A 21,821-nucleotide genomic window follows, 5' to 3' on the forward strand; every position below is an offset into this window, starting at 1 on the left:
TCTCAAGCACGGTCAGTCACCTCCCCGAGCGGTCTCTGTCGACCCCCGGATGCGGTCGGCGTGCACGACGTCGTCGAGCGAGACGAACGGCGAGTGGCCGTCGTCCGGGTCGACGCCGCAGGTCGGGCAGCGCGGGAGGCGCAGGACGTCCTCGGTGGTGGTCGCGCAGTCGAGCGCGTTCACGGTGACGACCGCACCCGCGGTGAATCCGACGCCGAACGCGAGCAGGTGCACGAGGTCGAGCGAGAGGTAGCCGGCGACCGCGCGTTCGAGCATCGGGAGCGAGCGCGCCGCGAGGTGGTCGTCGACCTCGACCGCGTCCCGGTACCCGAGGTAGCCCTCGCGGTTCGCGACGTTCGCGAGCGTTCGCCGCTCGAAGCACTCGTAGCACGCGGTCTCCCCGGGGAAGACGGCGGGCCCGACGACGCCGTCGAACCCGAGCGCCTGCCCGAGCACCCACGGCGTCCCCGCCTCGTGCGTCGCCTCGTTCAGGTCCGCGAGCAGCGTCGGTCGCGGGCGCGTCCCCGCGTAGACGACGAAGTCCGCGGCCGCGACGACCTCGTGGAGCGCATCGCGCTCGAACACCTCGAACCGGTCGTCGTCGCGGACGTACGCGAACGCGTCCCCGCCAGCGACGCCGTCGACCTCGACTCGCGCGGCGTCGCCGCCCGCCGTCGACGCGTCCTCGCCGACCGTTGCTCCGCCGCCCGCGGTCGCGTCGTCGAGCGAGACGACGCCGACGTCGCCGACGCCGAGCGCGAGCACGTCCTCCGCGACGTGACGCACCATCCTGGCGTCGCCGACGAGCGCGACCGTCTTCGACGCGACGCGGTCCGCGTCCGCCGCCCGGAACCGATGCCGCATCGCGAGATGGTGATGGAGTGGGTCCGCGTCGTCGCTCGCGTCGTACACGACGTCGTTCTCGGCGAGCGCCGCGAGCGCGTCCAGGACCTCCTCGCGTTCCGCGCCCTCGAACCCCTCGAGGACGTCCTCGACGTGCGTCTCGCCGTCGATCCGGTCCACGAGCGCGGTGATGCCGTCGTCCTCGTCCGCGTCCCGGAGCGTGAGGATGGGGCCGCTCCACGGGCCAGCGCGAACGTGGAGGGTGTTCTCGTCGACCTGTGCTGGGACGACCGTCGGGTTGAACGCGGGATACGTCACGTCCAGCGCGTCGTGCGTTGCTGATTCGTCTGTCATGGATCGCCTCCGTGGTCGAGCTGCCCGACCGAGATACTGTAGACTGCGGCCTCGTTCACGCCGTCGACGCCGAGGAGGTCGTTCGCTTCGTCGTCGTAGAACGCCGCGAGCGGCACCGACGCCAGCCCGACCGCGTTCGCCGCGAGCTGGAGGTTCTGCGCGAGATGCCCGGACTCCTGGAGGACGAACCGGTACCCGCGCGGCCCGTACTTCGCCATCGCCCGCCAGAACGCGCCCGTGAGGAACACCGACACCGCGGCGTCCGTCGGGTCGTGGACGTCACGTGGAATCGAGATGACGTCGTCCACTCGGTCGACCACGTCCGGGTCGCGGTCGAGCACGCGGACCGCGTGCTCCTCGGGGACGTAGTAGTACAGGCCCCGCGGGAGGTCAGCGCCCTCGTTGACGACCGCGACGTACGCCTCGACCGGGTAGAGTCCACCCGCCGACGCGTACGCGCGGAACGGCTTCTCGACGTCATCGTGCCCGTCGCCCGTCTCCCCGACGACGTCCTTCCCGGTGACGCCGCACGCGTGCTGGAGGAGCGTCGACAGGTCCTGGAGCGAGATACCTTCGCCCGACATCGCTCGACGGCTTCGACGCGTCACCACGACCGTGTCGAACCGGTCGTCCAGGCCGTCCGTCGGCGGGAGGTCGACGAGGTCCGCGTCGGCGTGGTCGGGCTGGAGGCGCGCTTGCGCGTACCCGAGCGACGGGTCGCCCGTGAACGTCCCCGCCGCAGGACCCAGCTGGAACTCGGATTGACGCGTCAGTTTCGTGTTCTCGTGGAACCGCTCCGCGACGTTCCCGGACTCGAACGCCCGCCCAGTGTACTCGTTGAAGTACGATTCGCGCGGTCGCGCGACCGTCGGGTCGAAGCGCTGACTCCGGAGTTGACGGAGTCGATTCAGGTCGACGTTCATCGCGCTCGCCCTCCGTCAGTCATCGCACCGGTCCTCCGTCGGTCGGCGCGTCGCGTTCGTGAATCGTGGCACTGGGTGTCCGTCGGTCGTCACTCCGAGTTCGGTGGTCATGGCGCTGGGTCTCCGTGGGTCATAGCGCTGGGTCTCCGTGGGTCGTGGCGTCGAGTCGCGATGGTGGGTCCTCGTGGAGGAGGCGTCACGGGAGCGGGGTCGTTCGAGTCGGCGCCGTCGCCCCCGCTGCGAGAGGACCGGGTGGCGACGGCGGTCGTCGGTCGATGCGTCCGGGAGTGCAGCGCACTGGCGGCCCGCCGGCGCTGCTGGCTCCCCGTCAGTTGGCGTTACAACAGCAGGAGCTGCACGTGCAGCAGCTACAGCTGGAACCGCCGTCGACGGGGACCGTGCGCTCGGTCGTCGAATCGTCGGTGATCTCGAGCTTCATGAGATACATCTTATCCACTGTTAGGATAATATTTAAACATTCTGGCGGTGGAGATTATCGCGGCTCGAACGCCGGTAATCCGCCGCTGTCTGTCGATTCAGTGGCGAGCGAACGGTCGGGAACGGACACGGAGTTCTTCCTCGCGAACGCAACTGCATGAAGAGCCGTGGGGCGAATACGGACGCTCATTTATGGCGCTGACGCAGCGTCGACCGATACCCACAGCCGAGACCCACACCCACAGCACGCGCTCGGCGAGGGACTGCACGATTGCGGCGGCACCGGAGAACGAAGAACTGCTGGGGCTACCCGCCGAACTGTCGCGACCCGTCACCGCCGCCGCCCGCGCGGTGCTCGCCGTGCTTCACGCCGAGGAACAGACACAGCCCACCGAAGACGAGCACGGACGGTGCCACCATCATCAAGATCGTCGACGCCGCCATCACGCCGGAAGCGAGCAAGCCGCCGACGCCAACGACGACGACGAGCAGGAAGAGACCGATCGTTGTGCCTTGAGTGAACTCCATACCTGTCGATACGAGTGCGACGACGAGAAGATGACGGTCGCGGAACCCCCCGCCGGACCCGTCCCCGGAGTCGCGACGACCTACGCGGTCGGCCGGGCGGCGTTCGCGAGTGACACCAGAATCCCGACGAGCCATCCGAGCGGGATGGACACCGCGAGCCACATCGCGACGTACGCGACCCCGGTGAGGTCGTACTCGGTCCGCAGGTAGTCGTTCACGCCACCGAGCGCGAGGACGTTGTCGAGGAACCACGCCGCGACGCTCTCGCTCCCGCCGAACACGACGTCGCCGAGCGCCGGCGAGTAGAACGCCGCGACGACCGGCGGCAGGAACAACGCGGTCACCGCCGCCGGATACGCCGCGAGCACCGTCGTGGCTCGGCCACCGACCTGCGAGAACAGGAACGCCAGCCCCGCGCACGCCGTCGCGACGAGCGCCGCCGCCACCATCGCGATGAACCCACTGAACGTGAACCGGAAGTACGACGCCGCCGCGAGCGCACCCCACGCCAGCACCGCGAGGAACAGCGTCCCCAGCAGCCCCAGGCGCGTGGACGTCGAATCCGCGCTCCACGCGAGGTACCGGAGGACGACGCCCGCGAGCGCGAGCGGATACCCCACCAGCACGAAGAGCGCGCCGAGCGCGCTCCACGCGCGGTACGCGACCATCCCGCTCGTCGTCTCCGGCGTCCACTTCCCGAGCACTTGCGACTCCTCGGTCCGCTGCCGCGGGAAGAACAGCGCCATCCACGACTCGTGGAGCCGCCGCACGTCCACCGCGACCCCCTCGACCAGACCACTCATACGCTACCGCACGCCCCCCACCGTTTGAACGCTTACGGCTCTCGCCGCCACGCGAACGGACGCGAACCGCGGTGTGCGACCGGTCGCGACCACGAGCACGCTACCAGGGCGCGAACCCGGGGTCGACCTCGCGGTCCGAGCGGTCGAGCCGCCCGATGCGCTCCAGGTCGCCGTCGTCCAGGTCGACGCCGAGACTCAGCCAGTTGTCCTCGATGTGCGCGTGCCCCGTCGCCTTCGGGATCGCCGTGATGCCCTGCTCGCGGAGCCACGCGAGACTCACCTGCGCCTCGCTCACGTCGTGCTTCCCCGCGATCTCCGAGATGACGGGTTCGTCGAACACGCTCCCGCGAGCGAGCGGCGAGTACGCCACGAGTTCGACGTCGTGCTCGTCGCACGCCGCCCGGAGCTCCTCCTGTTGGAGGAACGGATGACACTCGACCTGGTTCGCGAACACGTCCGCCGCGAGTATCTCCTCCGCCTCCGCGACGTGCTCGGGTTCGAAGTTCGACACGCCGACGTGCTCGATGGTGCCGTCCTCCGCGAGCGCGTCGAACGCCGCGAGCGTGTCCGCTGGGTCGTACGTTCGGGACGGCCAGTGGACGTAGAGGAGGTCGACGTAGTCCACGCCGAGCTTCTCGAGGCTCTCCTCGGTCGTCGCGAGCACGTCGTCGTGACTGAGGTTGTCGATCCAGACCTTCGTCGCGAGGAAGACGTCCTCGCGGTCGACGTCCGCCGCCTCGATACCGTCGCCGACGGCCGCCTCGTTCCCGTACGCTTGCGCGGTATCGATGTGTCGGTACCCCATGTCGAGCGCGGTCCGCACGGACTCCGCGCACTGCTCGGGGTCTTCGTTCTGCCACGTCCCGAGGCCGAGCATCGGCATGTCCTTCGCGTGCGGTACGTCGCTCGCCGTTCGCGGTGGTGTCGTCATGGTGAGTGCGAGACGCTATGCCCTGAAAGCGATTGGGGTGGCGGCCAAGAGACGTTGGCGACCACCGGGCAACGACGACCGACGCGACGCGTCGACGCGGGCGCTGCGGGCGAGTCACCGGCGTTTAACTCGCTCGCGGTCGACCGACCGCGCATGGAGTACGTCTACGTCGTCGCCGCCGCCGCGATCGCCGTCGTCGGGTCCGGATTCGCGCTGCTCGTCCTCCGGAAAGGGAAGAACGCGGAAGCCCGGAAGTCCGAGCGAGCGCACGCCGACGCCCAGAAGCGCGACCCGCCCGTCGACCTCGGCGAGACCTACGAGTTCGGCGTGCACGAGTTCACCACGCATCACTCCGGCGAGTCGATCGCCGTCGGGAAGGTCGAAGGGTTCGTGCTGTTCGTCGAGGACGTCCCCGCGAGCGTGCAGGTCGGGGACGTCATCGAAGCGACCGTTCTCTCCTGGAACGACGGGCGGACGTCCGCCGACGCGACGTTCGAACGCGAACGCTGACTCGGCCCGCGGCGACGCTGCGAGGCGACGCCGGTCGAAGCATCGCGGCCATCGTTTTATCCCACCCCCGGGCGTCGTGCGGAGTATGGCAACGACGGTCTCCAGCGTCATCGTGTTCGTCGTATCGCTCCTCGTCGGCGGCGTCGCAATCCACCTCGGCGCGACGTTCGCGCTCAAGGGCAAGGACTACACGTACGCCGTCGTCACGGCACTCCTCGGGTCGCTCGCGTGGACGGGCGTCGAGGTCGCGTTCTCGCTCGCGGACGTCTCCCTCGGGTCGCTCGCGAGCGTCCTCGCGCTCGTCGTCTGGGTCGGCGTCGTCAAGTGGCGGTATCGAGCGGGCTGGCTGCGCGCCGGCCTCATCGGCGTGTTCGCGTGGATCGCCGCGCTCCTCGTCCTCTCGCTCCTCTCGCTCCTCGGCGTTACCGCGGTCGACGCGTACGGCGTCCCCGGAGTCTGACCCCAGGAATCCCATTCTGTCGATGGCGTCCCGCGGCCCGCTTCGCGCGCCGCGACCGCCACCCCGGTCGCGTCGTCACGTGGTCGTCGACTGGTAACCAACCAGCAGGTATCGGGGCGGTACGATTGTCATTCTGGGGTGCAAGGAGCCAGCAATGGACCGCCGCCAGCTCCTGGCATCGGGAGCGCTGGTCGGGAGTGGGCTCCTCGGCGACACGACGCTACGTGCCGCTCGACGACACCTCGGCCTGTGGAGCGCCCCACCGAAGCCGCGCGCGACCCCCGTCGTCCGCGACCCAGGACTGACCGGTCGCATCGACGCCGTCGACGACGACGCCGTGACCGTCTCCGTGACCGCGACCGACCCACGCGACCCGTTCCGGGTCGTCGTCTGCAGGCGCACGTACCCCGACGGTCGCGTGCGAGCGCGAGCGAGGACCGACCGCGTCCGGGTCGACGCGGACACGCCCACGGCGACGGTCACCGTCGAGGTCGCTGACGGGACGGTCGAACGCGACCGCGACCCCTGGTTCTACGAGGTGTACGCACGCCCCGGGCTCGACGGCGAACGACGCGCGTACCTCTGCGAGTCCGCACCGTACGCGTGGACGTCCGCCGGGGACGCCGTCCGTGCACCGCGCGTCGCCGACGCCAAGCCCGCGGTCGACGGCGGCGACTTCGAGCGTCGACGCGACCGGAACGACTACGCGCTGACGTACCGCTGGCGGGACGTCGCCGACGCGACGTGGGCGGTCGACTACCGAGTGCGGCGGTCGACGCACGAGGCCGCCGTCGCCGCCGACCGCGGCTACGTCCGGACCTACGAGGAATCCCTGGCGAGCCCGGTCGCAGCGCACCTGCTCGCATCCCTCGACCAGGACGCTCGCCGCCCCGAGACGAGGAGACGAACACCGGACGACGGTCGCAACGACAGCCCCGACGCCAACCGCGACGACAACCGCGCCGACGGCCGCGACGACAGCCGAGACGACCGAGACACCGACAGCGGTCTCGCGTCGCTCTCCGCCGGCCGACGGTTCGACGCCCTCGTGCGGTTCGTGCAAGCCATCGAGTACGGGTACGACGCCGACACCGTCGGCGCGTACGACTACCACCGCACCGTCGAGGAGACCCTCGTCGCCGGCGTCGGCGACTGCAAGGACCGCACGTACCTGCTCGCCGGCCTCCTCCACCACGCGTTCGACTGCCGGACCGCGCTCCTCTTCCAGTCCGGGCACGTCCTCCTCGGCGTCCACCCCGACGACGTCCCCGCACTCCCCTACGCCCACGACCCCGTGCGTATCGGCGACGACGACTGGGTGCCCGTCGAACCGTCGCTCCGCGTCCCCGTCGGCTACCACACGTCCGCGCCGTTCATCGCCGTCTACGCCGGCGGCGAGTGGCGATACCACGACGCGAGCGCCATCGTCCGCGGCGCCGACCGCGTCCTCGAGACCTTCACGGACTACGTCATCTGACAGACCCAACCACGTCAGGTCACTCCTTCGGCTGCGCGACGCGGTCGCTCCGCACAACAGACAGCCGTCGAGAATCCGAACCGCTCGTCTCGCCGCACCGCTCGCGCCGCAGTATCAGCTGATGAACTTGTTGTCGCGCCAGTTCACGCCGCTCTTCCCCTCCTCGTTCTCGCCGGGACCTTCGACGACCTCGATCTTCGCCGGGCGTTCCTCGCCGTCGACGATACGGTGCGCGGTCAGCTCGCCGTCCTGGCTCGTGATGGCGGTGAGCGTGCCCTTGTCCGCGAGCTTCGCTATCTCGCGGAGCACCTGGAACATCTCGTACTGCAAGAGGGAGTTCTGGAGGACGGTCTCGCGGTCACCCTTGAACGCCGCGAACTCCACGAGCTCGCTCTCGATCTCCTCTTCCTCTTCGTCGCCCCACGTCGGCCCGTTGTTCACCTCGTCGGGGTCCTCCTCGTACACGCGGACCTCCGTGACGCTGGCCTTCAGCTGGGCGGTCGGCGTGTACTTGCTGACCTTGTCCTCGGCGATGGCCTTGAGAATGAGGGTGTTGTTCCGACGCGTGATGTCCACGTCGTCGACGTCGACGGGGAGTTCCGGGTCGTTGTCGAAGTACTCTCGAACGTCTTCGAGAGGCAGTTCGAGTGTCGAATGCAATCGGTAGACGTGACCTGTTTCGTCTGATGACATGGGAATAGTTTACGGCGCCGCCTGGTGGCCCTGCCGCTTGCCCTCTAGTAGGGCTGGCGAGTTTATATGACCTGCTGTTTGTTCCGAGTTTTGCGGTGTGGAATATCGGGCCTCAGCCCGCGAACCGCACGAACGTATGAGAAACCCTACCACGACCGGTGTGGGTGGTGGTGGCGTGGTCAACCGAGCACGACCGAGACCAGGGAGCAACCGCGTTGGCGACGAGAACCAGGACCGGGGTGCTCGTCCGGGAAGGCACCGGTACGCGTTCAGGCGTCGGTCGTCACTCGTCGTTCCCGACGCGCAGCACCTGCAGGAGCGAGTAGACGGGGACGCCGTCGATCTCGTCGTGGCCCTGTTTGTCGACGAGGACGCACGCGGCGACGGGCTTCCCGCCCTGCTTCTTGACGGCTTCGATGGTTTCGGTGAGCGTCGTGCCGCTCGTGATGATGTCGTCCACGACGTAGCACTCGCGGCCGCGGATCTGCGCGAAGTTCCGCGAGAACGACCCGCCGAGGTCGTCGAGGTCGCCCTCGTCCCACTGGTGCTTGCGGGGCGCGTACGTCGCCAGGTCCGTGTCGAGTTCGCGCGCGATGCTCGTCGCGATGGGTGCACCCGCCTTCTCGATGCCGATGGTGAGGTCCACGGAATCGCCCTCCTTCTCGAGGAGGTCGGCCATCGCGGCGGACATCGTCGACAGCCGCCAGGAGTCCCGTCCGATGGCGGACCAGTCGACGTGGATGTCGTGCGGGCCGCTCGGGCCGTCGCTGGCGCCCGCGTCGGCGGCGGGTGACGCGCCCGAGCGCTCCACGAGCCAGCTCGCGGTCTCGCGGGACACGTTCAGTTCGTCTGCGATCTCGCCCTTGCTGAGGCCGCGGTCGGCGAGTTCGGCTGCACTCTCGATGAGGTCGTCGACGTTCTTCATCTACGCCCGAATTCGACGGCCGTTTTTATAGTGCTGTCGTCGGTGGCGAACGCCGCGTCGAGTTCGTCCAGACCGTACACGCCCGTGACGAGGTCGTCGAGGAACGCGTCGTCGAGCCCGAGGAGGGTGTCGACGCCGGCTTCGAAGTCGCTGACGCCGGAGTTGACGCTTCCGACGAGCGCCTTGTTGTGGAGGACGAGTTCGCGATGAATGGCGCCGCCGTCGACCTCGAACTCCCAGTCTCCGGGGACGCCCAGGAGCGCGCCGACGCCGTTCGGCGCGAGCGCGTCGACGGTCTGGAACGCGTGGGGCGCGTACCCGGTGGCTTCGTACACGAAGTCGATTGGTTCGTGCACGTCGGGTATCTCGTCGACGGGCGTTTCCCGAGAGTCGACGTACGTCGCGCCGAGGTCGTCGATGACGTCGATGGTTGGGTCGGGGCGGTCGCGGCGACCGAGACAGTAGAGGCGCTCGAAGCGGTCGCTCGCGTCGAGCATCGCGAGCGTGAGGAGGCCGAGGCTGCCGTTCCCGAGGACGGCGGCGGTCTCGGGCTGCCAGTCGAACGCGGACCGGGCGGCGAACGCGAGCGCGAACGCCTTCTCGCTGATGCTCGCGGGTTCGACGAGGAACCCGAGGTCCGCGAGTTCCTCGGGTATCTCGACGAGGTACTCGGCGGGGCTCGTGAAGTACTCGCTCATGAAGCCGTGCGCGCCGACGATGCCGCGCTCGTGGTACTGGCCGTCGGGGGCGTAGTCGGGTTCGCCGCGAGCGAAGTACTCGTTCTCGCCGTTCGGGCGTCGGCGGACGGTCGGAACGACGACGTCGCCTTCTTCGAGGTCGGTGCCGTTCGGGTCCTCGACGACGCCGACCGCTTCGTGCCCGAGGACGAGGTGGTCCTCGCCGTCGGGGAACCCGCCGTGACTCCCGTCGATGACCTCGTGGTCGGTGCCGTCGATGCCGACGCGGAGCGTCCGCACGAGGGCTTCGCCCGACCCTGGTTCGGGTCGTGGTTTCTCGATGCGGACGGGGCGATCCCCGCCGCGGCGGACTGCGATAGCTTGCATAGCGTTCCCAATGCACCCCATCGTCAAAAGATTTATTCTCTACCGAGTAAAGTATGAGGTGCCGGTGGGTGTCAGCCTGTCGACGCCGAGAGGACCCGTGCCACAGTACTCTCGGCAGGCCCAGCAACGTTTCCGTGCCAGCCACCACCCACCGCAACTCTCTCCCCTCTCTCTCACGCGCCGAGCGACCCGACCCAGGAGCACCCCGCTCGCGAGCGAAGACACGCCGAGGTCTCCGCGTCGTCGCAGGGCTACGTTTAACCCGACGGCGGGCGCGCTTCCGGTATGGAACTGTACGACGAACTGTACGCGCTCTACGAGGAGTTCGAGACCGGGACGCTCCGGGACTACCAGGAGTTCGTCGACGTCTTCCCCGCCGTCGACTCCAGGGTCGCGCTCGACCACTGGCAGCAGGCAAACGACGAACTGGACCGCCGGAAAGCCGAGGTCCGCGAACGCTTCAGTGCCGGCGAGACATTCGCCGAGGTCGCCTCCGTCGCCAGCCGCGACCAGGCGTTCACCGCCCTCGACCTCCTCGCCAAGTACGACCGCGCGCCGAACGTCCTCGTCCTCGACGTCGACGAGACGCTGCGGTCCGCTGGGAACACCGACAACGAGATCCCCCGCGACACCCTGCACGTCCTCACCGAGTTCCACGAAGCCGGGATCCCCATCGTCATCTGTACCGGCCAGACCCTCGAGAACGTCAAGGGCTTCATCACGCAAGGCCTCGGGAGCGAACTCGTGCACTCCGGCGACCTCTCCGTCGTCTACGAGGCCGGGACGGGCGTGTTCACGCCCGGGCACGGCGCCGACACCAAGCAGTTGCTCTACGAGGACCTCGGCGAGGACATCCGCGCGGTGTTCGACGACGTGCGCTCGCGCATCCTCTCCGAAGCCCCCGAGCACCTGCGGACGGGCACGCACCTCCAGGGGAACGAGTTCAACGTCACGATGAAACCGAACTTCGAGACCGGGAGCAAGCGCGCTCGCGAGGTCATCGACGACGCGCTCGTGTACGAACTCGACCTCCTCGGGGACGTCGTCGCGGACGTCGTCGACGGCCATCCGAGCCCCGAGGACGACGTCGAATCGTTCGACGCGTGGTCCGCGGACGCCGACGACCTCGCACCGGCCGCGGCGTGGGCGCGCCGGTTCTACGCGGCCGCGGACCCCGAGATTCGGAGCGTCCTCGAGGGCGTCGGCGGGTTCCCCGACGTCGACGTCGAGGACGTCCCCGAGGCCGTCGCGGAGGTCTTCGAGCGCATCGACGTGGCGTACTACGAGGCCGACGCCGCCGAGATAGGCAGCCTGGAACTGAACAAGGTCGTCGGCGTCGAAGCCGCGCTCGACGTCCTCGACGTCGCGGACCCGTTCTCGCTCGTCATGGGGGACTCGAAGAGCGACCTCCGCGTGATGCAGTGGGTCGCCGACGAGGACGCCGGCATCGCGGCGGCACCAGAGCACGCCTCCGGCGACGTCCTCGAGCACGTCCTCGAGACCGACGAACTCGTCTTCGACCGCGGCGCGAGCGCAACGATGCTCCGCACCGTGTACGTGATGGCGTTGCTCGCGCGACTCGACGACTGACGTCGACCGTCGCCGTCGCCTCGACGCGGGCGGGGGTCGAGAACTGACCGGAACGCACTCCTTTTCCGTGGGAGCGACCAAGCCGAGCGTATGCGATGCTCGCGGTGCGGCATGGAACTCGAGAAGCCCGGAGACTTCTGTCTCGAGTGCCGCACCGCGAACGCCGACGGCGTCGTCCTCGACGCGGCCCGTGACCGCGCGGCGATCACGATGCTCGACGAGGACCAAGTGGTCGGGGAGACGACGGTGACGACGACGCCCGAGGACGGCGCGGAGACGGGCGTCGTCGAACTGCGGAACTTCGCGGGCCGGGTCGCCGACGAGATCATGCGCAAGCGCCCGGAGGCGGTGTACGCGGCGGGCGACCGCGACGTCATCCAGTCGGTGCGCGCGCAGAGCCACTTCGAGTTCTTCCGCGTCGACGGCGACGACCCCGTCGACGCCGCGATCGGGAGTCGCGGCGAGGAAGCCCTGGAGACCGTGGACGCCGCGCCACTGGAGAAGATCGGTGGGTCGCACTCGACGCTCGTCGGCGGCCGCACCGGGATGCGCGCCATCCAGACGGTCGCGGCGTACCCGCACGTGAAGAAGGTCATCCCGGGCCCCATCGACGCCAGCGGCAGGGGCTCGCAGGCGAGCATCACGGCGAAGGTGACGCGCGCGGACAAGAACGGGAACGTCCGCCTGCTCGTCCGCGACGGCTCCAGCGTCCAGGAGAACCGCATCGTCACGACCGCGGGCGACCGCGACACCGGCGAGCGCGTGCGCGACGACCTGAACGCGGCGCTCGACGACGAGGACCTGCGGTAAGGCCCCGGTCACCACTCGCTCGACTCGGCGCGACCTCCCGAAGACACTTGCCGCGGCCGGGAGTCGATTCCGGTATGCCGTCCCGACGCAGCGCACTTGCATTGGTCAGCGGTGCCCTCGCTGGTGCGGTCGCTGGCTGTACCGGGTCACTCGGCGAGTCGACCGCGACGGCGACGACCGCGGGCGGGTCCGTCCCCGGTGGAAACCCACCGCCGTGGCTCCGCGAGGACGCGGTCGCGGACGTGGTGGTGTCCGTCGGCGAACGCGGCCTCACCGAGGAATCGCCAGTCCGCGGGACGGTGCGCGTCGGAGACGTCTCGCGGCAGGTCGAACTGGCGACTGGCGAGTACTGGCTGTCCGCGGACCTCGTCGCCGACGGCGAGACGCCGACGGTCGCGCTCGAACTCGATTCCGGCGCCAGCGAGACCGTCGAGTGGTTCGAGTCGATGGGGACCGACGGCGTCGTCCTGTTCTCCGTCGTCGCGGACGGAATCCGCGTGACCCGCCACGGGCCCGGAACTGGCGAGACGCGGACGCCAGAACCGGACGCGTGAACGGCTTCGCGATTCGTGTCGTCCACAAGGCCTTTCCGTGGTAATTACATCTCATTAGACGAGATGCGTCGAGCCGACTTCGTGCTCGCGGCCATCCCCGGCATCGTCGCCACCGGCCTGTTCGCGGAGCGCGCCACCGCCGCCGTCGCCGACTCCGGCGGCGGGGCCGCCGACACTCTCGCGACCCTCCCGCTGTTCGCGGTCGCGCTCGTCGGCGCCCTCGCGCTCATCTGCTACGAGGTCACCACCGCGAACGCCATCGACGCCTGACCCACCCAGGGCGAGCACACCACGCCACGAGCGAGTCGCTCACCAACCATCCCGGCATCCTCGCACCGCCACCAGCGGACCGCTCCAGCGGCGCTTGCGGGGAGTTCCCACGGCGTCGTCGCGGCCTCGACTCAACAGGTTTAACTGTGCCGTAGCGGTATCAGCGAGTATCATGGCCAAGAAGCAGGGACGCACCGGCAGTGCCGGCCGATTCGGCGCCCGATACGGGCGCGTGGCCCGCCGCCGCGTCATGGAGATCGAGCGCGACATGAACAAGGACCACGCCTGCCCGGACTGCGGCACCGACGCCGTGGACCGCAAGGGCACCGGCATCTGGGTGTGCCAGCGCTGCGGGCACAAGTTCGCCGGTGGCACGTACAGCCCCGAGACGCCCGGCGGCAAGAGCGTCCGCCGGTCCATCCGCGCCGCACTCGAGGAGCAGGGCGAATGAGCTACAAGTGCTCGCGGTGCAAGCGCGACGTGTCGCTCGACGGCTACGGTGGCGTGCGCTGTCCGTACTGCGGGCACCGCGTGCTGCTGAAGGAACGCAGTCAGGACGTCAAGACCGTCCCCGTCCAGTAACGCGGATGGTCGCGGCGGCTTGCGACGGGCGATGACCGCGTTCTCTCACGAGACCGTTCTCGAACTCTCCTACGACGACGAGTCGCTGGCTCGGGTCGTCGAGCGGAGCGTCGGTCGCGAGGTCGGCGAGATAGACGACGACCGCTCCGAGACGACGGTCTCCCGCGACGGCGCAACGGTCGCGTTCACGGTCGGTGCGCGCGACCTGACCGCGCTCCGCGCGGCGACGAACACGTGGCTGCGGCTCGCGATGGTCGCCGAACGGACGGCGGCACTCGCCTGAGCGCTCGTCTCGTGGGTCCTGCGCGGAAAGCGACGGGTTTTCGGTGGCGGGTCGTGCTGGTCGGGGTATGTCGATCGAGCCGCGGGTGGTGTTCCAGGACGGTATCGACGCGTTCCTCTCGCGGAAGGCCGTCGCGCTCGGCGCGCTGTTCGTCGTGGTCGGGACGCTCGCGTCCGTCGCCGTGGACTCGCTCGGGCTTTCGCTCTCGGAAGCGCTGCTGGCAGCGGCGCGCGAGCAGGGACCGGTTCCCGCGGACGTCCAGGCGGAGTACGCGCGGTTACGCGAGCAGTTGGCGTGGGCGGCCGACGTGTCGGTCGCGGGCGCGTTCTGGTTGTTCGTCGCGTCCGTCGCGACGGGCGAGGTGGCGCGCATCGGCGCGATCCGCGCGCTCGCCGACGAGGAGAGCGACGACCTCCGCGTCGAGCACTTCTCGCGGCGCTTCCTCCGCGTGTTCGCGAACCGCATCGTGGTCGCGATACTGACCGCGGTCGTCCTCGCCGTCACCGCGATACCGACACTCCTGCTGCCCTCCATCGTCTCCGAGTTCCTCGCACTCCTCGGCCTCGTCCCGTTCGCGTACGTGCTCGTCGGCGTGTACTTCGCGTCGTTCGCGGTGACGCTCGACGACGACGGCCCGCTCGAGGCGTTCACGCGGTCGTGGTCGCTCGCCGCCGGGAACCGCGTCCCGCTCGTTCTCGTCGCCCTCGGCGTGCTCGCCGTCACGCTCGCGTTCTCCCTCCCGACCGTAGTCGCGCTTCCACTCCCGACCGGCACCGGGTCACTCGCCGCGGCCGTCGCCGCGAGCCCCGCCGGGTTCGCCGTCGCCGCAATCACGGGCGCTATCGCCGCCGTCTTCCGCATCGCCATCGCCACGCACGCCTACCGACAACTCCTCGACCGAGCACGACCGACCATCGACGACCACGCGAACCCAGCGACGCCGACCGAGGACGGCTTCTGACCGAGTCGCGCGGCGACGACGAACCACCGGCTCGCTCGCCGAGAACCGACTCGTGTCGGTGCCTCCAGTCCTGAACCACCGGATTCCGCGTTGTCCGCCTACGAGGTCCGAAAGCGGGGGTTTTTCAATCCGGACGTACTGCCTCTGGGTATGCAAGGCAATCTGCCGCCCGAGGCACAAGAGAAGATCGAGGAACTGCAGGACCTTCAGGAGACAGCCGAGCAGGTCGCCCGCCAGAAGCAGCAGGCGGAGTCCTCGCTCACCGAAGCGCAGACGGCGCTCGACGAACTCGACGACATCGACGAAGACACGACGATGTACCGCGAGGTCGGCGAGCTCCTCGTCCAGACCGACTACGACGACGCCGCTGACTCCCTCGACGAGAAGGTCTCGAGCCTCGAGATCCGCGTCGAGACCCTCGAGAAGCAGGAGGAGCGCGTGCAGACGCAGTTCGAGGAACTCCAGGGCGAGCTCCAGGAGATGCTCGGTGGCGCCGGCGGCGGCGGCCCGATGGGCGGCGCTGGCGGCGCGTAAGCGCATGCCCAGCGACGAAGCAGTCGTGCAGGCGGCCGCGGAAGCGGCGGAGGGACTGGTTTTCTCCCGGTTCAAGCGCTCGGCAGTCGACGACTTCGACGTCCAGGTGACGTTCGAGGACGGCGTGCTCGAGGTCGACGTGTGGATTCACGCCCCCGAGAGCGACGTGGACGAGGAGACCGTCGCCGAGGACGCGACGCTCGCCGCACGCAGCGCCGTCGACGACCTGTTCGAGGACGCCGACGAGCAGTAACCGACGGTCGTCCTCGCTTCGTTCTCGAACCAGCTATCTCCTCGTAGTCGTGAGTCCGCAACGCTCGGAGGTGTGAAGTCAGAGGAACGCGCCGAGGGTGCCGCTCGTGAGGAGGACGACGAGGAGGCTGAGGGCGACGGTGCCGGCGGTGACGAGGAGCGCGAGTGCGCCGCCGAGGCTCACCATGACGTTCGCGTGACTGGCGAGGGTTTCGGTGCGGTCGTTCCCGAAGACGGTGACGGTCGCGCGCTCGGTCGCCATCCCGGCCTCGACGGGTTCGAGGTCGTCGATGGCGTCGTCGGCGAGGTCCTGGATGACCGCGATGAGGGCGTCCTCGTCGATGGATTCGCCGACCTGGTTCGACGCCTCGACCTGGTTCACGATGTGCGTGTCGGTCGTCATAACCTCGGCGTCCTCGACGCGGTCGCCGAGCGCCTTCAGGATGCGTTCGCGGAGCCCGGGCTCCATGTTGTTCCCGTCGACGAGGACGTACGCCGTCAGCTGGTCGTCGACCTCGGTCACGGCGATGCGGACGCCGAGCGGGCCGATGCCGTCGAGTGGCCCCCACTCGGTCTCGTCCCACGCGGTCCCGAGGCGGAGCGGGTGCTGGTCGGCGTCAGCGAGCGCCTGAGCGGTGCCCTTCGACGCCTGCATCATGTCGAACGAGCGCTCGCTCCCGGGCGTGACGTGCCCGAGGTCCTCGCCCTGGAGGCCGTTGTTGCAGTTGTGCGCGTCGACGAGCAGGACGTTCTCGAACCCGCCGGCGCGCGCCTCCGAGGCACACGAGAGACCGACGGCGTAGTCGACGTCGTCCGCGAACTCGGGGCTGTGCGTGGAGACGAGGAGGATGCCGTCGTCGAACGCCTGCCCGATGACCTTCGCGTTCCCCTCGACGGTTCGGACGCTCTTGGTTGCGTCCCGACCGTACTCGATGGATTCGTACGCTGCTTCGGCGCGGTCGATGATGGTGTCGACCTCGCGGCTCGTCACGAGGTTGAAGTCGTGACCCGCGGTCGCGTGCGGCGGGAACGCGAGCCCGTCGGATTCGCGCGCCACGCGCTCGGGGAGGTTCCCGCCGCCGATCTCGCCCATCGGACCGGGATGAATCATCGGGAGCACCCAGCGCGCCTTCTCGGTGCCGTCCATGCGGCGGAACGAGGTGACGGTGACGGGAACGACCGCCTCCTCGCCGACCTCCTCGAAGAAGTCCTCGAGTTCCGTCGACCCCTCCGCGATGTGGCCGATGAAGCCAGCGACGAAGTCGAGGACGGAGACGCCCATGTTCGTCCGCCACGGACGGTCGATCGCGTACAGGAAGCCGACGACTGCGAGGCCGTGGAGGAGGCAGACCGCACCGAGGAGGACGAAGTCCGCGGGGACGACCGCGTACGATATCTCGACGGGTGCGTGCTCGGGTCGGAAGAGGAACGACTGCGCGAGCGTGCGCTCGGGGAACCCGCCTTCGGGCGTGCTGAGGTAGTAGAGCGTCCCGGAGTACACGAACAGGAGGCCGGCGGCGGCGACGGTCTGGATGCTCGCGGGGATGGCGGCGACGAGCGGTCGATGCCGCGAGATGGCGGTGATGACGAACAAGCGGAGCGCGAAGATGCTCGCCAGCCCGAGGAAGAGGACGTCGAAGACGAAGCCGGCGCCGAGGGTCTCGGAGGCGAGCGCGATGGCGCCGCCGACGACGAGGAACGCGACGACGATGACCTCGCAGAGGAGCGCGAGCAGAGCGGCGCGGTTGTGACTGAGTTGGCCGCCGAGGCGCTGGTCGACCCACGCGGTTCCGGCGCTCGCGAGGATGGTCGGGATGCCGATGAAGAACACGCCCTCGAACGCGTCGTTGAGCGCGACGAGGAGGCCGGCGTCCGTGACGAAGTTCGAGCCCGTCGGGTCGATACCGAACGCGCCGAAGCCGATGAGTGCGCCGAAGACGATGGCGAACGTCCAGCTGGTGTACCAGCGTGGAGCCCGGAAGATGAACCGGGACATACTCGCGAGGTCGCCCTGCGACGCCGTCATGTGTTCCCTTCGAAACGTCAGAACGGGATAAGCCTAACTAACCAGTTTCGTACGCTCGCAGCCGAAAGTATGGGCGGTCTCCGGGTCGCTGTCGGCGTTACCGGTCCTCGCAGATGGCGACGAAGTTCTCGAACACTTCCTCGCCCTCCTCGGTGTGTGCGACCTCGGGGTGCCACTGGACGCCGTAGAGGTCGCGGTCGGGGTCGCTCATCGCTTCGACGCCGCAGACGTCGGATTCGGCGGTGCGCGTGAACCCGTCGGGGACCTCCTTGACCTCGTCGGCGTGACTCGCCCACGTCCGCGTGTCCGGGTGGAGACTGCCGACGAGCGGGTCGTCCGCGTCGAGGATGTCGACGGTGACGTCGGCGTACCCGCCGTACTCGCCGCTGCCGACGCGCCCGCCGTCGAGCGCGTGCGCCATCACCTGCATCCCGAGGCAGATGCCGAGGACGGGGCGGTCGTCGTCGAGGTAGTCGTCCGAGCGGCCGCGACGGTCCATCTCGGGGCCGCCCGAGAGGACGATACCGTCGGCGTCGACGTCGCTCGGGGGCGTCTCGTTGTCGACGATCTCGGTGTCGACGCCCATGTCGCGGAGGGCGCGGTGCTCGAGGTGCGTGAACTGTCCGTGGTTGTCGACCACGACGATCCGAGTCATATCGGTCGAAGGCGGTCCCCGGTCAAAAGCCGTCCGGAACGCGCCAGACGGTGTCCGACACGCACGGCCGCCGCCAGCCTGTCAGCACGTAGCTGGCTCGACGTGACGGCATCGTACGCCCGCCTGCGACCGATCGCTACGTCGTGTTCGTGACGCTCGGACGGGTGGGTGGACGTCAGCGACGACTACGCAGTCGACTGACCGTGCCGCGGCGAACAACGCTCGGAAACGCGCGCGGCGGCCGTAACGACAACCGCTAAGTCACCAGCGTCACACCGACTGGGTATGAACGTCGACCTCTCGGAGTTCGACCACCCGACGTGGTTCACCGCCGGCGCGACCGCCGCGGGCTACCTCGTCCTGCTCGCCGTGATGACCGTCCTCCTGTTCGGGATTCCGTTCGGGCTCTTCTACTTCCTCGGCGTCGCCTGAACGCCCGACCGTTGCTCGGCGTCGCCCGAACGCCCGTTCGCATCGTGCTTACCGGCCAGCGGCGGCGTCGAGCGCGTCGCCGGCGTGGTCGAGGACGAGTTCGAGGTGGTCAGCGGGCTCGCGGTGCAATCGAGTGTCGGGGAGGACGCGGTCGTAGTGGTCGGCGGCGTCCGGGTGGACGTTCTCGTCGTCGGCGCCGTGATAGACGTGGACGGTCGGCCCGACGGTGTACTCGTCGAACCCCCAGTCTGTCGCGAGCGCTCGGTAGTCGTCGACGAGGCCGCGGTGGCCGCGTTCGAGCGCCAGGTCGCGCTCGGTCGCGAGAACTTCGGGGACGGTGGCGTCGTCGACGACGACGTCGTGCGCCACCGGCGCGGTCGTGAAGAGGTCCAGCAGGCCGTCGCCGTTCTGTCGGCCGAAGACCGCGGCCTGGATACGGCAGGCGAGCGAGAGCCCGAGGCTCGTGTGGCGAGCGAGGGCGTGCGTCGCGCGAATCATGGTCTCTTGGGGGACGTCCGCGTCCGGCGGGGCGGGACTCGCGAGCAGTGCCGTGCCGTGGACGCGCTCGGGGGCGAGCGCGGGGCACGCGAGCGCGTGCGGGCCGCCGCCGGAGAACCCGAGGACGCCCGCCGAATCCAGATCGAGCGCGTCGAGGACGCCCGTGAACAACGACGCGGCGTCCGCGACCGACCGCTCCGGACGCGGCTCGGACCCACCGAAGCCGGGGCGGTCCGGCGCGAGCACGCGAACGCCGCGCTCGCGCGCCGGCGCGTCGAGGAACGCCCCGAACGCCCGCGACCCCGGCGTCCCGTGCAGTGCGACGACCGGCGCCCCCTCGGGGTCGCCGAACGAGGCGAACGCGACCGTCCGTCCGTCGACGTCGACCCGCTCCGTCGGCACGGAGAACGAGCCGGTAGTCGGCGCGTGCGTCGAGTCAGCAGCAGTCGAACGCGGAGACATACCGGAGTCTGTCGAGGCAACTGGCAAATAAGTAACTGGAGCGTCCCACCGACCGCCACACTCCGACCGCGAACGACGCGAGACCCGGTGCGCGGGCATGGCAGTGCGCCGAAGCCCGCTCACGCGAACGCCTCGCAGGGGAGAACCCGGCGCGGCTCAGGCGAACGTCTTCGACACTTCGTCGTCCTCTTCCTCGGCCTGGATCTTCTCCCAGGCCTCCTCGAAGTCGCTCCGCTGGACCGTCGTCCGGTCGTCGCGGATCGCGAACATCCCGGCCTCCGTACAGATGGCCTTGATGTCCGCGCCAGACGCGTTCTCCGTGTCCTCCGCGAGCGCCGCGAAGTCCAGGTCGTCGGCGACGTTCATGTTCCGCGTATGGATCTGGAAGATGAGTTCGCGGCCCTCGGCGTCCGGCTTCGGGACTTCGATGAGGCGGTCGAAGCGCCCGGGGCGGAGGATGGCGCGGTCGAGCATGTCGAAGCGATTGGTGGCGGCGATGATGCGGATCTCGCCGCGGTCCTCGAACCCGTCCATCTCACTGAGGAGCTGCATCATCGTCCGCTGGACCTCCGCGTCACCCGAGGTCTTGGACTCGGTACGCTTCGCGGCGATGGCGTCGATCTCGTCGATGAAGATGACGGCGGGCTCGTGCTCGCGAGCGACCTCGAAGAGGTCGCGGACGAGCTTCGCGCCCTCGCCGATGAACTTGTGGACGAGTTCGCTCCCGGCCATCTTGATGAACGTCGCGTCCGTCTCGTTCGCGACGGCTTTCGCGAGCATCGTCTTCCCGGTGCCCGGCGGCCCGTACAGGAGGACGCCGCTCGGCGGTTCGATGCCGACGTCCACGAACATGTCGGGGTGCTCGAGTGGCATCTCGACGGTCTCGCGGACCTCCTGCATCTGCTCTTCGAGGCCGCCGATGTCCGCGTAGGACACTTCGGGGCTCTTCGTGACCTCCATCACCCGTGCCCGGACGTCCGTCTCGCTGGAGAGTTCCTTGACGATGGAGAGAGAGTTGTTGACGGCGACGCGGTCGTCCGGTTCGAGGTCCTCCTTCATCTCGTCTGTGACCTCGGTGAGGGCCTCCTGGTTGTTCCCGTGTTGCTTGATGATGACGCCGTCGTCGGTCACTTCCTGGATGGTGGCGACGAACAGCGGGGACTGCTTGAGCTTCTTGTTCTCGTGCGTGAGCCGCTCGAGTTTCTGCTGGTACTTGTTGTTCTCGGCGTTGGCGTCGAGGAGTTTGTCGCGCATCTCCTCGTTCTGCGCCTCCAGGACTTCGAGGCGCTCCTGCAGGGCGCTGATCTTCTCCTGCTTGGACGCGTCTTCCGCGTACGGGAAGTCCACGTCGTCCACGGTATCGGTCATCACCCACTCGTAAGGCACTGATTCTTAAGAGGCTTCGGGTGCACTGAGAAAGCCGATTCGCGACCGTGCTATGGGGGAGTCCCGGGCGCGAAAGCGTGGCAGACGGTGGACGACAGGCAGTTCCACCGCAGACAGTGCTATGCTTGATTGTGGCATAAAGCACCCACCGACCATACTCTATATTACCATCAGGAATATTCGAACATGGTTAGTATTATTAGGGAGTATGGGCTATGGTGTGCTACGATGAGCACGAACGTCTACGACCATCGCGACGAGGAAGCCAACGAAGAACCGACGGGCACGTGGGACGACGTGACCGACCTGCCGCCGAGCGCGAAGCTCGTCGCAAAGGTCCTCGAGTACGAGGACTCCCTGACCCAGAGCCAGCTCGCCGAGGAGACCCTGCTGCCCGCGCGCACCGTCCGCTACGCCCTGAACCGCCTCGAGGACGAGCACGTCGTCGACTCGCGGTTCTCTTTCTCCGACGCCCGCAAGCGCATCTACACGCTCAAGCTCGACTAGAGCGCACCAGACCTCGACCGGGCGCGACGACGTACGCGTGCGGTACCCCCCACCGGCGCCGTTCACTTCC

27 protein-coding genes are annotated in these 21,821 nt (G+C 68.8%); 15 read left to right on the plus strand and 12 right to left on the minus strand.

Annotated elements, in window-relative coordinates; all coding sequences use genetic code 11:
• Nucleotides 1–12: 12 nt before the first annotated feature.
• The 5 genes from VYJ16_RS00420 to VYJ16_RS00440 all read right to left on the minus strand — a co-directional run bounded on the left by VYJ16_RS00420 (nt 13) and on the right by VYJ16_RS00440 (nt 4,820).
• Nucleotides 13–1,197, minus strand: coding sequence for a TOMM precursor leader peptide-binding protein (locus VYJ16_RS00420; protein WP_336348350.1), 1,185 nt, complete (start codon nt 1,195–1,197; stop codon nt 13–15).
• Entirely contained in the window at nt 1,194–2,120 is a 927-nt protein-coding gene (locus tag VYJ16_RS00425) for a SagB/ThcOx family dehydrogenase (protein ID WP_336348351.1), read from the minus strand. The genes VYJ16_RS00420 and VYJ16_RS00425 overlap by 4 nt, the downstream gene beginning before the upstream one ends.
• A gap of 744 nt (nt 2,121–2,864) precedes the next feature.
• Nucleotides 2,865–3,086: a DUF7333 family protein gene (locus VYJ16_RS00430; RefSeq protein WP_336348352.1), complete on the minus strand. Its 222-nt coding sequence runs from the start codon at nt 3,084–3,086 to the stop codon at nt 2,865–2,867.
• Nucleotides 3,087–3,166: 80 nt separating this feature from the next.
• Entirely contained in the window at nt 3,167–3,889 is a 723-nt protein-coding gene (locus tag VYJ16_RS00435) for a hypothetical protein (protein WP_336348353.1), read from the minus strand.
• 100 nt (nt 3,890–3,989) lie between these two features.
• On the minus strand, nt 3,990–4,820 hold the full coding sequence (locus VYJ16_RS00440; protein WP_379761775.1) for an aldo/keto reductase: 831 nt from the start codon (nt 4,818–4,820) through the stop codon (nt 3,990–3,992).
• 153 nt (nt 4,821–4,973) lie between these two features.
• Here VYJ16_RS00440 and VYJ16_RS00445 point away from each other — a divergent pair, with 153 nt between their 5' ends.
• From VYJ16_RS00445 to VYJ16_RS00455, 3 genes are all read left to right on the plus strand, one after another.
• A complete protein-coding gene (locus VYJ16_RS00445; protein ID WP_336348354.1) occupies nt 4,974–5,330 on the plus strand; it encodes a hypothetical protein in 357 nt (118 codons plus the stop codon).
• Between the two features lie 85 nt (nt 5,331–5,415).
• On the plus strand, nt 5,416–5,790 hold the full coding sequence (locus tag VYJ16_RS00450) for a hypothetical protein (RefSeq protein ID WP_336348355.1): 375 nt from the start codon (nt 5,416–5,418) through the stop codon (nt 5,788–5,790).
• Between the two features lie 154 nt (nt 5,791–5,944).
• Nucleotides 5,945–7,267 (plus strand): hypothetical protein, encoded by a 1,323-nt coding sequence (locus VYJ16_RS00455; RefSeq protein WP_336348356.1) that lies wholly within the window; start codon nt 5,945–5,947, stop codon nt 7,265–7,267.
• 114 nt (nt 7,268–7,381) lie between these two features.
• Here VYJ16_RS00455 and VYJ16_RS00460 read toward each other — a convergent pair whose 3' ends face one another.
• The 3 genes from VYJ16_RS00460 to VYJ16_RS00470 form a co-directional block, all read right to left on the minus strand.
• Nucleotides 7,382–7,960: a DUF7110 family protein gene (locus VYJ16_RS00460; RefSeq protein ID WP_336348357.1), complete on the minus strand. Its 579-nt coding sequence runs from the start codon at nt 7,958–7,960 to the stop codon at nt 7,382–7,384.
• 283 nt (nt 7,961–8,243) lie between these two features.
• Entirely contained in the window at nt 8,244–8,885 is a 642-nt protein-coding gene (gene gfcR, locus VYJ16_RS00465) for a transcriptional regulator GfcR (protein WP_336348358.1), read from the minus strand.
• A complete protein-coding gene (locus tag VYJ16_RS00470) occupies nt 8,882–9,949 on the minus strand; it encodes a glucose 1-dehydrogenase (protein WP_336348359.1) in 1,068 nt (355 codons plus the stop codon). Before VYJ16_RS00470 ends, gfcR begins: the two co-directional genes overlap by 4 nt.
• Before the next feature lie 285 nt (nt 9,950–10,234).
• Here VYJ16_RS00470 and VYJ16_RS00475 point away from each other — a divergent pair, with 285 nt between their 5' ends.
• From VYJ16_RS00475 to VYJ16_RS00520, 10 genes are all read left to right on the plus strand, one after another.
• The gene (locus VYJ16_RS00475; RefSeq protein ID WP_336348360.1) at nt 10,235–11,539 is read left to right on the plus strand and encodes an HAD hydrolase family protein; all 1,305 of its coding nucleotides are present in this window, start codon (nt 10,235–10,237) and stop codon (nt 11,537–11,539) included.
• Between the two features lie 90 nt (nt 11,540–11,629).
• Nucleotides 11,630–12,349: a DUF2103 domain-containing protein gene (locus VYJ16_RS00480; RefSeq protein WP_336348361.1), complete on the plus strand. Its 720-nt coding sequence runs from the start codon at nt 11,630–11,632 to the stop codon at nt 12,347–12,349.
• Between the two features lie 74 nt (nt 12,350–12,423).
• Nucleotides 12,424–12,903, plus strand: a complete 480-nt coding sequence (locus VYJ16_RS00485) for a hypothetical protein (protein WP_336348362.1) — start codon at nt 12,424–12,426, stop codon at nt 12,901–12,903.
• 63 nt (nt 12,904–12,966) lie between these two features.
• Nucleotides 12,967–13,173, plus strand: coding sequence for a hypothetical protein (locus VYJ16_RS00490; RefSeq protein WP_336348363.1), 207 nt, complete (start codon nt 12,967–12,969; stop codon nt 13,171–13,173).
• A 172-nt stretch (nt 13,174–13,345) separates the two neighbouring features.
• A complete protein-coding gene (locus VYJ16_RS00495; protein WP_336348364.1) occupies nt 13,346–13,624 on the plus strand; it encodes a 50S ribosomal protein L37ae in 279 nt (92 codons plus the stop codon).
• On the plus strand, nt 13,621–13,755 hold the full coding sequence (locus tag VYJ16_RS00500; RefSeq protein ID WP_227134824.1) for a DNA-directed RNA polymerase subunit P: 135 nt from the start codon (nt 13,621–13,623) through the stop codon (nt 13,753–13,755). Before VYJ16_RS00495 ends, VYJ16_RS00500 begins: the two co-directional genes overlap by 4 nt.
• A 31-nt stretch (nt 13,756–13,786) precedes the next feature.
• On the plus strand, nt 13,787–14,038 hold the full coding sequence (locus VYJ16_RS00505; protein ID WP_336348365.1) for a KEOPS complex subunit Pcc1: 252 nt from the start codon (nt 13,787–13,789) through the stop codon (nt 14,036–14,038).
• 67 nt (nt 14,039–14,105) lie between these two features.
• Nucleotides 14,106–14,999 (plus strand): DUF7847 domain-containing protein, encoded by an 894-nt coding sequence (locus tag VYJ16_RS00510; RefSeq protein WP_336348366.1) that lies wholly within the window; start codon nt 14,106–14,108, stop codon nt 14,997–14,999.
• 150 nt (nt 15,000–15,149) lie between these two features.
• Nucleotides 15,150–15,533 carry a prefoldin subunit beta gene (locus tag VYJ16_RS00515; protein WP_227134821.1) on the plus strand — a complete coding sequence of 128 codons (384 nt, stop codon included), beginning with the start codon at nt 15,150–15,152 and terminating at the stop codon, nt 15,531–15,533.
• A gap of 4 nt (nt 15,534–15,537) precedes the next feature.
• On the plus strand, nt 15,538–15,786 hold the full coding sequence (locus tag VYJ16_RS00520) for a DUF3194 domain-containing protein (protein WP_336348367.1): 249 nt from the start codon (nt 15,538–15,540) through the stop codon (nt 15,784–15,786).
• 78 nt (nt 15,787–15,864) lie between these two features.
• On the opposite strand, the gene VYJ16_RS00525 is transcribed toward VYJ16_RS00520, so the two are convergent.
• Both VYJ16_RS00525 and VYJ16_RS00530 read right to left on the minus strand, forming a co-directional pair.
• Nucleotides 15,865–17,811, minus strand: a complete 1,947-nt coding sequence (locus VYJ16_RS00525) for a DUF2070 family protein (RefSeq protein ID WP_336348368.1) — start codon at nt 17,809–17,811, stop codon at nt 15,865–15,867.
• A gap of 97 nt (nt 17,812–17,908) precedes the next feature.
• A complete protein-coding gene (locus tag VYJ16_RS00530; protein ID WP_336348369.1) occupies nt 17,909–18,466 on the minus strand; it encodes a GMP synthase subunit A in 558 nt (185 codons plus the stop codon).
• 285 nt (nt 18,467–18,751) lie between these two features.
• On the opposite strand from VYJ16_RS00530, the gene VYJ16_RS00535 reads away from it, so the two are divergent.
• On the plus strand, nt 18,752–18,898 hold the full coding sequence (locus tag VYJ16_RS00535) for a hypothetical protein (protein ID WP_336348370.1): 147 nt from the start codon (nt 18,752–18,754) through the stop codon (nt 18,896–18,898).
• A 48-nt stretch (nt 18,899–18,946) separates the two neighbouring features.
• Here VYJ16_RS00535 and VYJ16_RS00540 read toward each other — a convergent pair whose 3' ends face one another.
• Entirely contained in the window at nt 18,947–19,858 is a 912-nt protein-coding gene (locus VYJ16_RS00540; protein ID WP_336348371.1) for an alpha/beta hydrolase, read from the minus strand.
• Nucleotides 19,859–20,014: 156 nt separating this feature from the next.
• Nucleotides 20,015–21,226, minus strand: a complete 1,212-nt coding sequence (gene pan1, locus VYJ16_RS00545) for a proteasome-activating nucleotidase Pan1 (RefSeq protein ID WP_336348372.1) — start codon at nt 21,224–21,226, stop codon at nt 20,015–20,017.
• Between the two features lie 246 nt (nt 21,227–21,472).
• On the opposite strand from pan1, the gene VYJ16_RS00550 reads away from it, so the two are divergent.
• A complete protein-coding gene (locus VYJ16_RS00550; protein WP_336348373.1) occupies nt 21,473–21,751 on the plus strand; it encodes a MarR family transcriptional regulator in 279 nt (92 codons plus the stop codon).
• The last annotated feature ends 70 nt before the right edge of the window (nt 21,752–21,821 follow it).

Source organism: Halorubellus litoreus, assembly GCF_037081675.1.
Taxonomy (GTDB): Archaea; Halobacteriota; Halobacteria; order Halobacteriales; family Natrialbaceae; genus Halorubellus; species Halorubellus litoreus.

Bases quoted from the DNA above. Each gene is read 5' to 3' on its own strand.
- VYJ16_RS00420 (WP_336348350.1), bottom strand. From the start codon at position 1,197: ATGACAGACGAATCAGCAACGCACGACGCGCTGGACGTGACGTATCCC.
- VYJ16_RS00425 (WP_336348351.1), bottom strand. From the start codon at position 2,120: ATGAACGTCGACCTGAATCGACTCCGTCAACTCCGGAGTCAGCGCTTC.
- VYJ16_RS00430 (WP_336348352.1), bottom strand. From the start codon at position 3,086: ATGGAGTTCACTCAAGGCACAACGATCGGTCTCTTCCTGCTCGTCGTC.
- VYJ16_RS00435 (WP_336348353.1), bottom strand. From the start codon at position 3,889: ATGAGTGGTCTGGTCGAGGGGGTCGCGGTGGACGTGCGGCGGCTCCAC.
- VYJ16_RS00440 (WP_379761775.1), bottom strand. From the start codon at position 4,820: ATGACGACACCACCGCGAACGGCGAGCGACGTACCGCACGCGAAGGAC.
- VYJ16_RS00445 (WP_336348354.1), top strand. From the start codon at position 4,974: ATGGAGTACGTCTACGTCGTCGCCGCCGCCGCGATCGCCGTCGTCGGG.
- VYJ16_RS00450 (WP_336348355.1), top strand. From the start codon at position 5,416: ATGGCAACGACGGTCTCCAGCGTCATCGTGTTCGTCGTATCGCTCCTC.
- VYJ16_RS00455 (WP_336348356.1), top strand. From the start codon at position 5,945: ATGGACCGCCGCCAGCTCCTGGCATCGGGAGCGCTGGTCGGGAGTGGG.
- VYJ16_RS00460 (WP_336348357.1), bottom strand. From the start codon at position 7,960: ATGTCATCAGACGAAACAGGTCACGTCTACCGATTGCATTCGACACTC.
- gfcR (WP_336348358.1), bottom strand. From the start codon at position 8,885: ATGAAGAACGTCGACGACCTCATCGAGAGTGCAGCCGAACTCGCCGAC.
- VYJ16_RS00470 (WP_336348359.1), bottom strand. From the start codon at position 9,949: ATGCAAGCTATCGCAGTCCGCCGCGGCGGGGATCGCCCCGTCCGCATC.
- VYJ16_RS00475 (WP_336348360.1), top strand. From the start codon at position 10,235: ATGGAACTGTACGACGAACTGTACGCGCTCTACGAGGAGTTCGAGACC.
- VYJ16_RS00480 (WP_336348361.1), top strand. From the start codon at position 11,630: ATGCGATGCTCGCGGTGCGGCATGGAACTCGAGAAGCCCGGAGACTTC.
- VYJ16_RS00485 (WP_336348362.1), top strand. From the start codon at position 12,424: ATGCCGTCCCGACGCAGCGCACTTGCATTGGTCAGCGGTGCCCTCGCT.
- VYJ16_RS00490 (WP_336348363.1), top strand. From the start codon at position 12,967: ATGCGTCGAGCCGACTTCGTGCTCGCGGCCATCCCCGGCATCGTCGCC.
- VYJ16_RS00495 (WP_336348364.1), top strand. From the start codon at position 13,346: ATGGCCAAGAAGCAGGGACGCACCGGCAGTGCCGGCCGATTCGGCGCC.
- VYJ16_RS00500 (WP_227134824.1), top strand. From the start codon at position 13,621: ATGAGCTACAAGTGCTCGCGGTGCAAGCGCGACGTGTCGCTCGACGGC.
- VYJ16_RS00505 (WP_336348365.1), top strand. From the start codon at position 13,787: ATGACCGCGTTCTCTCACGAGACCGTTCTCGAACTCTCCTACGACGAC.
- VYJ16_RS00510 (WP_336348366.1), top strand. From the start codon at position 14,106: ATGTCGATCGAGCCGCGGGTGGTGTTCCAGGACGGTATCGACGCGTTC.
- VYJ16_RS00515 (WP_227134821.1), top strand. From the start codon at position 15,150: ATGCAAGGCAATCTGCCGCCCGAGGCACAAGAGAAGATCGAGGAACTG.
- VYJ16_RS00520 (WP_336348367.1), top strand. From the start codon at position 15,538: ATGCCCAGCGACGAAGCAGTCGTGCAGGCGGCCGCGGAAGCGGCGGAG.
- VYJ16_RS00525 (WP_336348368.1), bottom strand. From the start codon at position 17,811: ATGACGGCGTCGCAGGGCGACCTCGCGAGTATGTCCCGGTTCATCTTC.
- VYJ16_RS00530 (WP_336348369.1), bottom strand. From the start codon at position 18,466: ATGACTCGGATCGTCGTGGTCGACAACCACGGACAGTTCACGCACCTC.
- VYJ16_RS00535 (WP_336348370.1), top strand. From the start codon at position 18,752: ATGAACGTCGACCTCTCGGAGTTCGACCACCCGACGTGGTTCACCGCC.
- VYJ16_RS00540 (WP_336348371.1), bottom strand. From the start codon at position 19,858: ATGTCTCCGCGTTCGACTGCTGCTGACTCGACGCACGCGCCGACTACC.
- pan1 (WP_336348372.1), bottom strand. From the start codon at position 21,226: ATGACCGATACCGTGGACGACGTGGACTTCCCGTACGCGGAAGACGCG.
- VYJ16_RS00550 (WP_336348373.1), top strand. From the start codon at position 21,473: ATGAGCACGAACGTCTACGACCATCGCGACGAGGAAGCCAACGAAGAA.